Here is a 14,702-nt window from a genome sequence, read left to right as displayed (position 1 = left end):
GGGTTTTTTTTGCGGTTCTTCAGGACGTCCCGGGAAAGATCGAATCAATATCAAACGTGTACGGTGCGCCGGGGGTATAACCTGACAGTGACGCCATAAATTCCTCGTCGCTCACGATGGCGGCGGGCGCCATGGCCAGTTGTTCAGCCCGCGTGTTTTCCGCGTGAGCCTGCCAGCGCAGCAGGCTGTCTGCGAGTGCTTCCGCTTCTTCTGAAAGCAAGCCGTAGACGCTTGCAGCGGTCACCTTCTCATAGCGCAACGTGGCCAAGCGGTCACGCGTCTGTTGCACTTTATGCGTTTCTCGACTGAATGCTTCAACCGCAGGTTCGTGGCTTTCGCGGTATTTATCGCCACGCGCGTACAAGTCTCGGCGCCGGAGGAACAACTGTTGGTTAATGCGGATCAGAGCAGCGTCTACAAAATCGAATTCACGCGGGGTGACCAGCGAACGTTTGAGCTGCAGCGATTCCTGCGCGCGTCGAAGCGCGGCCCAGCAATTGGGAATGTAGCCTCCAACCATTGAATGGTTGCTACTGTGCTTTAAGCCTTGAGCAATCAGCCCGGGGCGGTCGGGCAGTCCATTGATTTGCTGCACGGCCAACGTGCAGGCGGCGTGCTGGGTAATGGTGTCGCAACCGGGCTGCCAGAGGATGGAAGAGGTTTCTTTGCCGCCCAACTCCACCGGGAGGAAGTGGCGTAATGTGCCGTGGTGTTCATACGGCTCGCCGCTGAGGTTGGTAATGCCCGCAACAAACACCGAGAGGCCGACGGGGACGTTTACGAAGGTTAAGGCGGCGCCAGTCGCGTAGACCGGGGTTTTGGTGTTCATCCAGGTGCCGGGCACGCTGGGCACTGGGTCGTTGTGGTTGACCATGCGGTAATGCACCAGGTTAGCGGCCGCTTTTACGAAGGTGGCGTCAGCCGCTCTTGGGGCGCCGTAGGTGTAGAGCGTGATGTCGGCACCATACTTTTTCTGCCGACGTAGCATTTCCGAGAGCAACAACGTGATGGCGCCGCCCAGGCTGTGGCCGCAGATGATCAGTTTTTGGCCGGTGTAGAACTTATCGAGATACTTGTCAGTGAGGTCATAGACTTTAAGTGCAGCCTCATAGAATCCTCGGTGGACATTGCCCACACCTTCCACAAAGGGTACTTGGAGTGCATCGGCATCACGCAGGGCATCCGCGATTATTTCATTGGTGCCGCGTACGGAAATCAGGATCAACTCATCGTTGTGCGTGATAAACGCTTGGGTGTCGGTGTTATCAATTTGGTCTCGATCATCCAGAAAGTGAATGCTGGCCGGGTGCTCCTGTTTTTCTTCTAAATCCGGGCTGTTCGCGGGATACAGATCCGGGTCAAACGGTACGATTTCCAGGCGTTTTGAGTACGGCACGTCTTCGTATAGCGGGTAGTACGCGGTGGTTTGGGAGGGGTCCACTGTCCAGATTTCATCAAACTTTGCCAACGCATCACCGAACCAGTTACCCATACTTGGTGTGCTCGGGAAACTTACTTTCTTGTCTCTGATGGGCGCCTTGCCGGGCTCCTGCCCAAACGGGTGGTAGCTCAAGGTGGCCATAATGGCGAGCTGATACAGGTTCAGTGCACAGAACTGCGGGTCAGTAGACAGCATCGGACACAGCGCGCGTAAAGGGCGAACTTCCAATACAGTGTGCTTACTGGCAAGCAAGCAGACCCCACGCTTTCCATGCTCGCCCATCAGTGAAGCCCAACGCCGCATGGCCGGGTATTGACACTCGACTTCAGGCGGTAAATGCGCAATATGGTCGACGAAATGACGAACTTCGACCTGGAAGAAAAAGTCTGCACACGCTTGCGCAGGGTTTGTTGCAGTGCGCGAGCCGTCTTTATGAAGGTAGCGGGTTTGCTCGGCGCGAACTTGCAGTTCGGTTATCGGGAGCGGGTAGTGAGGCCTTTGTATTCGACGTATGTAGGTCAGTTCTTGCCCTTGATATTCGTCCTCAAGAGTTAATGCAATGGGTCCGGCAAAGTGGTTTTCAACTTTGCCATTGCCTGATGCGTCAAGCGTGCCTTTATATTTAAAGCCTTCTGCATCAATAACGCTGTAGGGCAGTCCTGCGTAAGGTTGCCCATCGCCATTTTCATCCACCAACTGAAAGCTCGTCCATTTACCTCGGATCGGGCAGGTTAACATGCGGCTATTTAACGGGTGCTTCAGCTCATCATCCAATGCGCTCATTGAAGTGCTCCTTATTCTGTACAGCCGGGATAAATGGTACAGCTACGCCCATCGGGCATTTTGAAACTGCTGAAGTCTTTGTGGTTTCCAAAGCAATACGCATCTTGATCCTCAAAGCTTTTTCCCATACAACGTTTCCAGCCATTGGGGAATTTGACCCATGTATCACCCCAGCCTGGCCTTTCCTCTTCAGCCAACTTGATCTTCAGCTTTACGGTTTTACCGGGTAGTTGATCCAAGGTGTACGCCCCTACAGGGCGCCCTTTAGTAACCAAGCCCTGATCATCACTTTTTTTACAGTCGAGAAGCTTGGAAATGTAACGCTCAGGTCCGATAGTACGGAACAGCCATTGACACCGACCATGTATCGCGCTCTCCCCTGCAGAATCAAAAAAACCTTTGTACTTATCTTCCAGTTGATCTCTAACAATAATCATCGCTGTATCTGCGCCAAAGTCGCCACGGGCTTTTCCATATGTGCCGTAGACTTCAACTTCAACGCGATAGATAACTAATGGACAGCCTTCAATAGTTCGATAGATGGGGATTTCCAAGTCGCGCTTGTAGCGTTCTTTATAATCCAAGTGCCATCTCTGGTTGTAACCTATATGAGGCTTTTTAACCGTGCACGTTTCTCCCTTGACAGGTGCGTACCTGGCGACTGCCTCGTAAGTAAAATCAGGAGGAAAGTCAGCCATGAAGGTGAAGCTCTCCGAGTCCCCGGTAGCACACCCTGTTGTCAGCATTACGCAGCCCCCCAGGAACAGGGTTTTAAGTGCATTCGTCATAGCGAGGCGTTCCCTTGCAGAGATCCATCAACTAGCTGAAGAATCGTCCAGTTGCCTTGGGGCGGGCAGTTAAACGTGCGGCTATGTAACGGGTGCTTTATCTCTTCATCCAATGCGCTCATTGAGTGATTCCTTATTCTGTACAGCCGGGGTAAATGGTGCAACTACGCCCATCGGGCATTTTAAAGCTGCTGAAGTCTTTGTAGTTTCCGAAGCAATACGCATCTTGATCTTCAAAGCTTGTTCCCATGCAACGTTTCCAACCGTTGGGGACTTTGACCCATGTATCGCCCCAGCCTGGCCTTTCCTCTTCAGCCAACTTGATCTTCAGCTTTACGGTTTTACCCGGTAGTTGTTCCAAGGTGTAAGCCCCTACAGGGCGTCCTTTCGCCACCAAGCCCTGGTTGTCGACTTTTTTACAGTCGAGTAATTTTCTTATATATCGCTTAGGGCCTACAGTACGGAACATCCATTGGCACTGACCATTTATGACGCTTTCACCAGTGGCATCAAAAGCTCTTTTGTACTGATCTTCCAGTTGCTCTCTAATAACGACAGCGGTTGTATCCCCGCTAAAGTCTCCACGGGTTTTTCCATACGTTGCGTTAATCTCCAAGTCGATTCGATAAATAGCCAGCCGGCAGCCTTTGACTGTCCGATATATTGGCACTTCCGACGCTGGCTTATACTCCGTGCGCCACTCTCTGTTAAAGGCTAGGTATGGGTTATCATCCAGAGTGACCGTACACGTCTCTCCTTTGGCAGGTGCATACTTAACTACAGCGGAGTAGGCAAAGTTTGGAGGCAGGTCAGCCGTGAAAGTAAAACTATCCAACTTCCCGGTAGCACACCCTGCTATCGGCACAACGCAAAACCCCAAGAACAAAATTTTAAGTACCGGTTTCATAACGGCGCGTCTCCTTGCCAAAACTGTACTTCCTGATAAATACGCTCGAAATGCGTTACTGGTGTTTCACCAGCGCGCGCCCGCGAGCGCTCTGCAAGTGTGCCGTTGGTTGCCTTTAAACTCTGGACCAGTAAAAACTCCACTTGCTCGGGCGACCGCCAGCCCCAAGCTTCAGCCAATTCCAACTGCGTGCTTAGCCATAAATCAGGGTCTTGTTGTTCAGCAATTCGCGCATAGGCATCCAGATGTTCGGCCAGCAAGTAACGCCTGGCATTGATCTGACTGATACGTGCGAATTGATCACCGTCAACCGGCACCTCGCACCAGGCAGGCCTCTCAGGAACGGGATGGTTACCCGGTGCACAATTATTCAGCGTTAGCCAGTGCTCACCCTGCCAGTAGCAAACGCTGGCAATCGGCCCCAAATACCCCGCAACAGCCCCGCCGGTTAAGTGCGCCAGTGCGCGGGTCAATACCCGGTTGTCATGGAAACGATAGAGCGCCTGATACGGTCGCGCCCCGACAATCAGGCGGTCACGCCAATGTTTGGCCAGTGCGTTAAGCCCTGCCTCCGGTGGAAGGCTGGCCAGCCAGCCCCAGTTCCTTTCAGGCGCGTCAAGCAACGCGTTCAAACGCCGATCGTCAGGGTTGTCGATAAGGAACACAAAAGGCCCCGCACTCGCCAACTCTGCGACCGGTGTTTCGCTGTACACGCTGCAATAGTGGTCAGCGTTTTGAGCGCCTATCAGCGCCTGACGGGTTTCGTGCTCGCCCTCAGAGTCGAGAATCAGGCACAGGCAATACCCGAGGTGGCGTTGTTCGATCATCCATTGCCGAGGCGACAGAGTGCTCATGCTGTGGCTCCTTCAGGCAAGCACACTGCGTTTTTGCAGGCCTCGCAGACTGGGCAGAAATCAGGTTTTTCACGTTTGGAATCGGCCATCAACGCGTTTTGGGAAGGCGCAATTACCGGTGGCAGCTCGGCAGGCGCCAGTAGCGCAGTCAGTGCCCCTGGCAGTATTGGGTTGGCCGGCGTCCCTGGCATTGGCGCGCCGCCGAGTTGAATCTCGCAACTGCTGAAGATCCCGCCGGCGCCCATCACGATGTGTTGCCCACCGGCTTTCAGGGTGATGCTTGCGCCCGCATCCAGAATCAAACGCGCGCCGGCTTTAAGGTGAACTTCCTGACCGGCTTCGGCGACCAGCGTTTGCCCGACGCGCGTGTGGCTGCTGTTCGCCACGCATAAATAGTCGTTGGCCTTGAGCCGGGTTTTGCGGTCGGCGGTGACGGTGCGCTGGTCTTGCGCTTCCAACACTACAACGCTGTTGCCCTTGATGATTTCCTTGCGCTCGTTACCGACGTGCAGACGGCTGTCGTTTTCAACCCGATGCTCCATGTCCCGCTGAGCGCGCAGGTAAATCAGCTCCTGGCCGCTGCGGTCTTCCAGGTGCAATTCGTTGAAGCCGCTGCTGCCCGGTGAGCTGCGACTGCGAAACACGCTGCGGGTTTTGTGGGCGGGCAGTTCGTAGGGCACGGGGTTAGCGCTGTTACTCAGGCAACCACTGATCACCGGGCGGTCGGGGTCGCCCTCGAGGAATGAAACCAGTACCTCCATGCCGACCCGAGGAATGGTCACCGCCCCATGGCTGTCGCCCGCCCAACTGGAGGCGACACGCAGCCAACAACTGCTTTTATCATCGGCCTGACCTTCGCGGTCCCAATAAAACTGTACCTTGACCCTTCCGTGTCGGTCACAGTGGATAGATTCGCCTTTGGGACCAGTCACCAATGCCGTCTGACAGCCAAATATCCGCGGCTTCCGGTAAGCCTGTTGCGAGCGATAGAACACGTCCCACGGTGTGGCCGTAAACGTGTTGCGGTAACCCTGAACGAAGGCGTCTTTGTGCGCACTGCTGTCGCTCGCAAGGCTCTCCTCCAGAACAGCCGGTTGCAGACCTTCGTGGCCAATCGAGGTGAGCAACCAAAGGTCATTCCAGTCATTTCGCGGGTGTTGCGACAGCGGTAAAAAATGCCCGCTGACCAGCGTGGGTTGATCACTTTTACCCTCGGCCTGACGGTAATCTGCGCGATGGCGTTCCAGAGCCCGCTGGCTCAACAACTGGCCGCGTGTGCGCTGAGTAAAACCACCGGGGTATTGGTAGTCTTCCAGGTCCGGCTGGCCGTCTTGGGCTGGCGGACGATAGCTCGCCTGGAGCGTGATGCGGGCCTTCTCGAAATTGTAATCACGTCGCGTTGTGCGGCTGGTACGCGCCGCAAAACGCAGGTTAAAACGCTTGATTACGGGTTCGTCAGCGACCAGCCCAGTGTCCTGCACGTAGGCTGTGGGGCTGCTCAGCTTGGGGAATATGGTTTGGTCGTCACCCAATACCAGTACGTGGCCGTTTGGCGAGTGCTGAAAGTGATAGTGAATACCCTCTTCCCAGCACAAACGGTGGATGTACAGCAGGTCTGACTCGTTGTACTGCACGCAGTAATCGCGAACGGGATAGGTCGAGCCCATGTGAAAGCGGTAGGCGTCACCCTGGATGCCATGCTCTTCAAGAATCAGCGCGATGATGTGCGGGACGCTTTGTTGCTGGAAAATGCGCTGGTTGGTGCGGTGCGCCAAATAGGCCAACTGCGGCACCAGCGTAAGGCTGTAATGGGTCAGGCGCTTGCCGGAGTCACCTTGGGCCACTCGGTAGATTTGCCCATGAACACCCGCGCCACTGTTGTTGAATGCCAGGAAAGCTTGTTTGTGCAACAGACGTTCGATGTTCAAGTCAGGGTGTTCGCTGACCAGTTCCAGATCAAACGAAAAGGGCGTGCTGATGGCTTCTTTGCCGGTGAACGAAAGCACCTGAAAATCATGCTCGAAATCGTTGATCGTCAGGTTGAATTGCGCGTGTGGGGTTGCGACGAACATCCGCCTTTTCCTTGTCGGACTTTTAGCTTGGGCCCATAGGCTGGCAGCAGGCAGGCGCCTGTGAGCGTGTGGGGGCTAAAAATCAGGTTAAACAAGGAGCGGAAAAGAAATATGCAGGAAACTTCCTATATCTAAACGGAATTTTCTCTGATTCAGGAAGAGCTTGGGATCGCGCGTTACTGCGCGCTGGAACCAGGCTACTGCACCAACTGATTAATCTCGATGATCGGCAGCAGAACCGCCAGCACAATCACCAGCACCACGGCGCCCATCACCACGATCATCAGCGGTTCCAGCAGCGCGGTCATGCCCATGGCTCGGCGCTCGATGTCCCGCGATAAGGTCTGCGCCGCACGCTCAAGCATTGGCGGCAGCGCGCCGGTTTTTTCGCCGCTGGCGATCAGGTGGATCAGCACCGGCGGGAACACCTTCTCCACGCGTAGCGCAGCGGCGAGGTTGACGCCTTCGCGCACCTTCGCGGTGGCATCACTCACGCTCAGGCTCAGGCGGTCGTTGGACAAGGTTTGCCGCGCGGCTTCCAGGGCACGCAACAGCGGTACCCCGGCGCCACCGAGAATCGCCAGGGTCGAGGCAAACCGCGCGGTGTTCAGGCCCAGCACAAAGCGCCCGATCAACGGCAAGCGCAGCACGCGGCTGTGCCAGTTGAGGCGCGCCACCGGGTTGCGCAAATACACGCGCCAACCCCAGAAACCCGCGACCATAACGCCCAAACACAGCCCGCCCCAACTGCGAATGAAGTCACTCGCATTGAGCATCGCCAGGGTCAGCCCCGGCAGGTCCTGGCGCGCCTGCGAAAATGCGCTGACCACCTGCGGCACCACGTAGCTGAGCAGGAAGATCACGATTGCAATCGACACCAGCCCGACCACGCCCGGGTAGATAAACGCGGTGAGGATTTTACTGCGCAGGTTGTTGCGCTCTTCGATGTAATCGGCTAACCGCTCCATGACCTGCGCCAAGTCGCCGGACTCTTCGCCGGCGGCAATCAGCGCGCGATAAATCGCTGGAAAATCCCGTGGCCGGGTCGCCAGCGCATCGGCCAAGCGCATGCCGCCGCGCACATCGGCACGCACCGCGCTGAGGGTTTGGGTGAGGTGCTTTTTTTCCGCCTGCTCCACCGTGGCGCTCAGCGCCGCTTCCAACGGCAGGCTCGCGCCCAGCAAGCTCGCGAGTTGGCGCGTCGCCCACGCAAGGTCGTTGTCGGAAAGTTTGGCGCTGAACATCGAGCCGCCGCCAGTCGGCGTGGGCTGTTCAAGCTGCACCGAGAGCGCGGTCAAGCCGCGACTGCGCAGCACACCAAACGCCGCACTTTGGCTATCGGCTTCGAGATGCCCGGACTCGATTTTACCGGTGGCGTCGGCCGCTTCGAAACGGTAGCGATTCATCAGGTGTCCCGTGTCACGCGCAGGATTTCTTCCGGCGCCGTGGTGCCGCTGCGCACCCAGCGCTCGCCGTCTTCGCGCAGGCTGAACATGCCGGCTTGGCGAGCAGCGGCGCGCAGCGCTGGTTCACCGGCGCCTTGGTGGATCAACGCGCGAATCGCATCGTCGATGCAGAACAATTCGTGAATGCCGGTGCGCCCGCTGTAGCCGGTGTGGCTGCAGGCCGCACAGCCGAGCGGGCGCCACGTGCCAGGCTGCGCCAGGTCTGGCTGTTTGCAGTGGCTGCACAGGCGCCGCACCAGCCGTTGCGCGAGCACGCCAAGCATCGAAGACGCCAGCAGGAAGGGCTCGACGCCCATGTCAATCAGGCGGTTGACCGCCGACACCGAATCGTTGGTGTGCAGCGTGGCGAGTACCAAGTGGCCGGTGAGCGACGCCTGCACGGCGATTTGCGCGGTCTCCAGGTCACGGATTTCACCGATCATGATGATGTCCGGGTCCTGGCGCAGAATCGCCCGCAAGGCCAGGGCGAAGGTCATGTCGATCTTGGCGTTGACCTGGATCTGGCTGATGCCTGGCAGGTCATACTCCACAGGGTCTTCAACGGTGAGGATGTTGCTGGTGCTGGCGTCGAGTCGCGCCAGGGCGGCGTAGAGGCTGGTGGTCTTGCCGCTGCCGGTGGGGCCGGTGACCAACACAATGCCGTGGGGCTGGCGGATCAAGTTGTCCAGCTTGGCCAGCACCTGCGCGTCCATGCCGAGGGTTTCCAGCTGCAGGCGCCCGGCTTGTTTGTCGAGCAACCGCATGACCACCCGTTCACCATGGCCGGTGGGCAGCGTGGACACGCGAATATCAATCGGCCGCCCCGCCACCCGCAAGGCGATGCGACCGTCCTGCGGCAGGCGTTTTTCGGCGATGTCGAGTTGCGCCATGATCTTGATCCGTGACACCAGCGCCGCGTGCAATGCCTTGCGCGGCGACACCACGTCACGCAAGGCGCCGTCGACGCGGTAGCGCACCACCGAATGGCTTTCGTAAGGCTCAATGTGAATGTCGCTGGCCTCGTCACGCGCGGCCTGGGTGAGCAACGCGTTGATCATGCGGATCACCGGCGCGCCGTCCTGCGTGTCGAGCAGGTCGGTGATTTCCGGGATCTCCTGCATCAGTCGGTCGAGGTCGACTTCGTTTTCCGCCGCCCCCACCACGGCCGCCGCGCTGCCGGTGTCGGCGTAGGCCGCGGCGAGCAGCCCGTCGAGTTCCTCATCACGCACCTGCTGCAAGCGCGCCGGGCCGAACTGGCGGCGCACTTCGCTGATCGACCAGCCGGGCGTCGACGGGCACACGGTCAGCACGAGCCCTTCTTCGCCGCCGCGCAACACGATGCGCTGGGCCTTGGCCCACGCGTAGGGCAACGTGCTCATTGCACCGGCACCGCACGCATCGTCGCGCGTGGCAGACTTGGCAGCGGTTCCGCTGGCACACCCACAGCGGTTGCCGGCAATTGCGGCGCTTGCATGTCCGGCATCGCCCAATTGCGCTCCGGTTGCAGTGCACCCTGAGCGCGGCGAATGAAGTCGTAGCGGTTGAGGGTGATCGCACGTCCGCCAGCGCTGTCACGGATGATGTAAGGGCGCAGGAAGACCATCAGGTTGGTTTTGGCGGTCGAACGGCGTTCATTGCGAAACAGCGCACCCAGCCCCGGGATGCTCGACAACCACGGCACCGCTTCGTTGCTCTGGCTGTAGCCGTCCTGCAGCAAGCCGCCGAGCACCATGATCTGCCCGTCATCAAGCAAAATACTCGTGTCGATTGCACGTTTGTTGGTGACCACGCCCGCCGAACTCGCCGTGTTGGAAGCGCGCTCGTCAATGCTGCTGACTTCCTGGTAGATGTCGAGCTTCACCGTGCCACCCTCGGAGATCTGCGGCCGCACATTGAGCTTGAGCCCGACCTCCTCGCGCGTCACGGTCTGGAACGGGTTATTGCTGGTGCCCCCGCCACCGGTGACGTAGCTGCCACTCACGAACGGGATGGTCTGGCCGACGAAAATGCTCGCGGCTTCGTTGTCCAGGGTCAGCAAGTTCGGGGTTGACAGCACATTGCTGCCACCCTTGCTCTTGAGTGCCCGCGCCAGCACTTTGAGGTCCATCACATTGCCGATACCGGGAATGTTAACCGTGCCTTTGAGGTAACCCACACTCAGGCCGCCGGGCAGTGCGTCGATGCTGGTCCTGCCGCCAGCCTGGAAGCCGCTGCCGCCCAAGTTGGTGCCGCCGATTACGCCTTTACCGGCAAGGTCACCACTCTGCCATTGCACGCCAAATTCGTTGGCATCGTCTTCACTGACCTCAACGATCAGGCTTTCGATCACCACCTGCGCGCGGCGCTGATCAAGCATGTCGATGACTTCACGCAGGTTGCGGTACAGCGGCTCGGGCGCGGAAATCAACAAGGTATTGGTGGTGGCATCCGCCTGGATGGTCACACCGCCGGCGCTGAAGGCAACATTTTGATCCGCCGCTTGAGTACCGGCCGGCGTGCTCGAATTGCCATTGCTCTGCCCGTAGGCGGGGTTGCTGCCGGCAGTGCTGGCGGTACTTGATGTCTGGCTTGAGCTGCTTTGGCTGCCCTGCCCGCCACTGGTGTTGGCACCCATCGCACTCAACACCGAACGCCCGGTATCGGCCGTGCCGCTTTCGCTTTCGCCAGTCAGTAAACCGCGTAACGCTTGGGCCAGCTTCGCTGCCTGCGCATTGCGCAAATACACCACGTGCAGGTTGCTCGGGTTGCTTTGGGCGTTGTCGAGTTTGTACACCAGGTTACGCGCCAACTCGGTCCGCTCGGGGCTGCCGGAGCGGATGATAATCGCATTCGAGCGCGGGTCACCGATCACCGAAATCTTCTGGCTCGGGTCGTTGCCCGGCTGCTCCAGCAGTTGCGAGACCATGCCGGCGATGTCCACCGCGATGCCGTTTTGCACCTGCACCACGTCGGTGTCGATAGCGCTTGGGGTGTCGATGCTCTCGATCAACTGCGCCACGCGCGTCAGGTTGTCGGCGTAGTCGGTGATCACCAGGGTGTTATTGCCGGGGTAAGCGTTGATCGGGTTGTTCGGCGAGATAATCGGGCGCAGCACCGGGATCAGGTTGACCGCGTTTTCGTAGTGCAGCCGAAACGTGCGGGTCAGCATGCCATTCGCGGCTGGCTTGGTGGCGCTGTAGATCGGCCCGCCGAGCAACTTGGCGTCGGCCTCCGGCACCACATGCGCCACACCGCCGACATCGACCACGCTGAAGCCCTGCATGCGCAACGCTGCCAGCAACATGTCATACGCCTGGTGGGCCGGCACCTCGCCTTCAGACACCAGCGTCAGGCTGCCCGCCACGCGCGGGTCGACCAGAAACTGTTGCCCGGTGGCACGCGACAAGCTGCGCACCACGGCTTGAATATCCGCATCAACGAAATTCAAGCTCACCGGCTGGTTGCCCAACGGGCTGTTTGCCGCCGCGCTGCCGGGAACGCTGCCAGCCCGTCGCGCCGGGTTGACGATGGTGTGTTGCGGCCGCGCCTGGCGCTGGATTTTCGCCTGGGCGCGCTGGCGCTCCAGCAGCACATCACCGCTGCGCTGCGTGTTGGCCAAGGGTTGGCCAAGTTCACTGTCGACCAGCAACGGTGGCGGGTTTGACGCCGTTTGTGTGCTGCACGCGCTGAGTGCCAGCAGCAGCAACGGCGCAGCTGTATGTACGTAGCTGCGCAGGTAATTGGAACCTGACCACTTCATGAAGCTTCCTTAGCGCCAAGCGCCTGATCCATGCGGACGGTTCCCGACAGAGTGCCTGCCGTATTATCGGTACGGGTCTCGCCTGCACGCTGCACACGAGCCTCGACCACTTCCAGAGAAAATTGCGCTGGGGCGCTGACCAGCCAGCCCATCACGGCATCCGCCGGCGCATCGTCGAAGGTCAACTGCCAGCCACTGTCGAGTGGCTTTAATTGGTAGCGACCGGCCAGGTCGCGCGCATCCAGGCTGTGGCGCAATGCCTGTTCAAGCGGCTGGTTGGCGGGCGCAAGCGGCACATCGCGCAGCAACTGCTCGAGCGCTTGGGCTTGCGCACACAATTTCGGCGTTTCAGCCTGCCAATACTCGATTTTTTTCAACGGCGGCTGTACCAGCGCGAACCAGATCAACAAGCCGCCCAGCAACAACGCCGTGCCGCTGACCAAGCGTTTTTCGCGCAGCGACAGGCCGCGCCACAGTACGTGGACGCGCGCGTTGAACTGCTGCCACTGGCCACGCCAGACGGTCACGGAATGCTTATTCATCGTCCTCCACACCGCCGGAGCCGGATTCAGCGGGCGCGGCCACCGCCGGCAGCAGGCGCCAGCCCGTCGGCGTCGCCTGAACGGCCACGCCAGCCTGCGCGAGCGTGGCTTGCCAGGCTTTGTCTGCGCGGTTAACACGCGCATCATCAGGCAGGTTCAATTGCAGCTCACCGTGTTCAAATATCAGGCCTTGCACACTGCCCACCATGAACGGCATGGCGTCAGCGGCTTGCAACACCAAGCCGGTAAAACCCTGGGTCGCGTCAGTACTCGCCGGGTTGCTGCGCGCGCTCAACTGCTGACGGGCTTGTTGCAGTGGGTTGAGAATCACCGGTAACTCAGGAAAGGCCTGTTTGACGCGCTGCGCCATGTGCGCTTTGAGTGCCTGGCCTTCACCCGCGGCACGCGCGGCGTACAGGTTCAGGCCCAGCAGCCACACGCCGATTGCCAGCGCGCAACAGGCAAGCGCCCTGCCCCAGCCGGCGGCCGGTTTGGCGGCCTTGCTGACACCTGCGTGCAACCCCCAGCCCGGTGCACCAGCGCTCCAACGCAGCTGCGCAGGTTGCCGCTCAATGACTGCCGCGGGTGCGTCTTCGCCGAACCAGCACAAGCGGCTGCCACTGGCCGCCAGCCGGTCCAGGCAGGCCTGAACCTGTGGTTCGACCACGCCGTGTTCGGCGCTGAAGCGCAGCAGCAAATGCCCTTCCTGTACACACGCGCTGATGTGCCCGGCCGAGGGCACCGGCAGGCCGTATGGCGCGGGGTAAAGCCCGCGCAGCTTCAAACGGTGCTGGCTCAACAACGCTGCGAAGTGCTCCAGCGCCACCCTCGGTAACCAACTGAGGAACACCTGCCCTTGACTGTTGCGGGGGCTGTGGGCGACATACATCTGTTCACTGCGGCCGAGGATCAGCGCTTGCGCCGCACACGCCACCGCCGCGTGGGTCTTCGCGGCCGACAGCGGTGGCAACTGCACGTGCGTGAGCACGCTGTCTGCGGGGTGCAGAAAACACTCCACGGCCTGCGATTGAGCAGACGCGGCCAATTGCAACAAGCTGCTGACGCCGCTGTGGCTGACGCAACCGTTGCGGTCCAGGCGTGCGAACTCAAACTCGCTGTCGGCCGTCAGGCTGTGCAGCGGCGGCAACGCAATGCGCACGCAGGTCATACGCCCAGCCTCGACCAGATCACCCTTGGCCGCTCGCCCTCCGAGCGGTACAGCAACGCCTCCAAACTGACGCGGCGCTGGTCACGGCGAGTATTTGCGTGCAGCACAAACCACTCGCTGCTAATGCCCACGTTAAGCTCGTCGACGGTCAGTTGTGGCGAACGCAAGCGATTGAGAAAGTCGCCACGGTTGATAAACCATTGGCCTCGATCACGCTCCGCCACCAACGCCTGCGCCGTGGGCAACGACAACCCTGGCACCACCGCCGCCAACACTTCGGCGCTGGCGGTGTTGCCGTTGACCCAGGTCGTGACCGGGATAACCGTGACATGCTGCGCCAAAAGAGCCAACACACGTTCGTTCACGCCCTCGATGCCGCGCAGGTCGTCGAGGCTGCGCAGCATCGGGCGGGTCGCGGCGATCGGCTTTGCAGCGGCGTTGGGTGAGGTCGCACGGCCGCTGTCAAAGCGGCTTTGCTGCAGACTGTGCGGGTGCTCCTGGCGTGGATAAGCCGCAATCACGCGCTGGCTGATGCGTTGCGCCACGCCGGCAGTGATGCCGAGCATCGCGCACAGTTGCTCAAAACTGCGCAACTGTGCGGCGTTGACGCGCTCGTTGCCGATTAAATTACGCAGGTTGAATTTGCCTTGCTGATCTTCCAGCCGCCCTTCAAAACTGGCGCCGGAGACCGGGCTTTGGATCGGCTGCGCCCACGCTTGGCCACGCCTCGTCAGCGCCTCTTGCCGACGCGCGTCCCAGAGCAATTGCCGACTTGTTTCCAGGCCACCAAGCAGCACCGCACTGCTCTGCAGGCGGGACTGTTGAGCTTCCAGCGAACGCGTGAAAACACCCTGGCGGGTGAGCATGCCTGCGGCGATAACCGCGACGACAGCGGTAATCAGCAAGGCGCTGATAATCGCCATGCCGCGTTGTTTCGCCCAGCCAGGCGAATAGGTGGTCATG

The 14,702-nt window shown here is 59.6% G+C and carries 11 protein-coding genes; all 11 read right to left on the bottom strand.

What is annotated here, in order from left to right:
• Positions 1–19: 19 nt before the first annotated feature.
• The 11 genes from ACOZK9_RS12850 to gspK all read right to left on the bottom strand — a co-directional run bounded on the left by ACOZK9_RS12850 (position 20) and on the right by gspK (position 14,701).
• Positions 20–2,224: a lipase family protein gene (locus tag ACOZK9_RS12850; protein ID WP_421555961.1), complete on the bottom strand. Its 2,205-nt coding sequence runs from the start codon at positions 2,222–2,224 to the stop codon at positions 20–22.
• A gap of 11 nt (positions 2,225–2,235) precedes the next feature.
• Positions 2,236–3,012, bottom strand: coding sequence for a hypothetical protein (locus tag ACOZK9_RS12845; RefSeq protein ID WP_152750523.1), 777 nt, complete (start codon positions 3,010–3,012; stop codon positions 2,236–2,238).
• Positions 3,013–3,145: 133 nt separating this feature from the next.
• Positions 3,146–3,919 carry a hypothetical protein gene (locus ACOZK9_RS12840; protein ID WP_058414601.1) on the bottom strand — a complete coding sequence of 258 codons (774 nt, stop codon included), beginning with the start codon at positions 3,917–3,919 and terminating at the stop codon, positions 3,146–3,148.
• Positions 3,916–4,773 (bottom strand): DUF4123 domain-containing protein, encoded by an 858-nt coding sequence (locus tag ACOZK9_RS12835; RefSeq protein ID WP_152750521.1) that lies wholly within the window; start codon positions 4,771–4,773, stop codon positions 3,916–3,918. Before ACOZK9_RS12835 ends, ACOZK9_RS12840 begins: the two co-directional genes overlap by 4 nt.
• Positions 4,770–6,845, bottom strand: a complete 2,076-nt coding sequence (locus ACOZK9_RS12830) for a type VI secretion system tip protein TssI/VgrG (protein WP_421555960.1) — start codon at positions 6,843–6,845, stop codon at positions 4,770–4,772. The genes ACOZK9_RS12835 and ACOZK9_RS12830 overlap by 4 nt, the downstream gene beginning before the upstream one ends.
• A 197-nt stretch (positions 6,846–7,042) precedes the next feature.
• Positions 7,043–8,251: a type II secretion system inner membrane protein GspF gene (gene gspF / locus ACOZK9_RS12825; RefSeq protein ID WP_058414603.1), complete on the bottom strand. Its 1,209-nt coding sequence runs from the start codon at positions 8,249–8,251 to the stop codon at positions 7,043–7,045.
• A complete protein-coding gene (gspE, locus tag ACOZK9_RS12820; RefSeq protein WP_421555959.1) occupies positions 8,251–9,669 on the bottom strand; it encodes a type II secretion system ATPase GspE in 1,419 nt (472 codons plus the stop codon). Before gspE ends, gspF begins: the two co-directional genes overlap by 1 nt.
• A complete protein-coding gene (gene gspD, locus ACOZK9_RS12815; RefSeq protein WP_421555958.1) occupies positions 9,666–12,029 on the bottom strand; it encodes a type II secretion system secretin GspD in 2,364 nt (787 codons plus the stop codon). Before gspD ends, gspE begins: the two co-directional genes overlap by 4 nt.
• The gene (gspM, locus tag ACOZK9_RS12810; protein ID WP_152750512.1) at positions 12,026–12,571 is read right to left on the bottom strand and encodes a type II secretion system protein GspM; all 546 of its coding nucleotides are present in this window, start codon (positions 12,569–12,571) and stop codon (positions 12,026–12,028) included. The genes gspD and gspM overlap by 4 nt, the downstream gene beginning before the upstream one ends.
• Positions 12,564–13,739, bottom strand: coding sequence for a type II secretion system protein GspL (gspL, locus tag ACOZK9_RS12805; RefSeq protein ID WP_421555957.1), 1,176 nt, complete (start codon positions 13,737–13,739; stop codon positions 12,564–12,566). The genes gspM and gspL overlap by 8 nt, the downstream gene beginning before the upstream one ends.
• Positions 13,736–14,701 (bottom strand): type II secretion system minor pseudopilin GspK, encoded by a 966-nt coding sequence (gene gspK, locus ACOZK9_RS12800; protein ID WP_152750510.1) that lies wholly within the window; start codon positions 14,699–14,701, stop codon positions 13,736–13,738. The genes gspL and gspK overlap by 4 nt, the downstream gene beginning before the upstream one ends.
• Position 14,702: the final 1 nt, after the last annotated feature.

Source organism: Pseudomonas kitaguniensis (genome assembly GCF_049199985.1).
GTDB classification, from domain to species: Bacteria; Pseudomonadota; Gammaproteobacteria; order Pseudomonadales; family Pseudomonadaceae; genus Aquipseudomonas; species Aquipseudomonas kitaguniensis.
This window is presented reverse-complemented; position numbering and strand designations above follow the sequence as displayed.

What these genes read in the sequence shown, in the direction of transcription:
- gspL (WP_421555957.1), bottom strand. Translation starts at nt 13,739, where the DNA reads ATGACCTGCGTGCGCATTGCGTTGCCGCCGCTGCACAGCCTGACGGCC.
- ACOZK9_RS12850 (WP_421555961.1), bottom strand. Translation starts at nt 2,224, where the DNA reads ATGAGCGCATTGGATGATGAGCTGAAGCACCCGTTAAATAGCCGCATG.
- ACOZK9_RS12840 (WP_058414601.1), bottom strand. Translation starts at nt 3,919, where the DNA reads ATGAAACCGGTACTTAAAATTTTGTTCTTGGGGTTTTGCGTTGTGCCG.
- gspE (WP_421555959.1), bottom strand. Translation starts at nt 9,669, where the DNA reads ATGAGCACGTTGCCCTACGCGTGGGCCAAGGCCCAGCGCATCGTGTTG.
- gspM (WP_152750512.1), bottom strand. Translation starts at nt 12,571, where the DNA reads ATGAATAAGCATTCCGTGACCGTCTGGCGTGGCCAGTGGCAGCAGTTC.
- gspK (WP_152750510.1), bottom strand. Translation starts at nt 14,701, where the DNA reads ATGACCACCTATTCGCCTGGCTGGGCGAAACAACGCGGCATGGCGATT.
- ACOZK9_RS12830 (WP_421555960.1), bottom strand. Translation starts at nt 6,845, where the DNA reads ATGTTCGTCGCAACCCCACACGCGCAATTCAACCTGACGATCAACGAT.
- gspF (WP_058414603.1), bottom strand. Translation starts at nt 8,251, where the DNA reads ATGAATCGCTACCGTTTCGAAGCGGCCGACGCCACCGGTAAAATCGAG.
- ACOZK9_RS12835 (WP_152750521.1), bottom strand. Translation starts at nt 4,773, where the DNA reads ATGAGCACTCTGTCGCCTCGGCAATGGATGATCGAACAACGCCACCTC.
- ACOZK9_RS12845 (WP_152750523.1), bottom strand. Translation starts at nt 3,012, where the DNA reads ATGACGAATGCACTTAAAACCCTGTTCCTGGGGGGCTGCGTAATGCTG.
- gspD (WP_421555958.1), bottom strand. Translation starts at nt 12,029, where the DNA reads ATGAAGTGGTCAGGTTCCAATTACCTGCGCAGCTACGTACATACAGCT.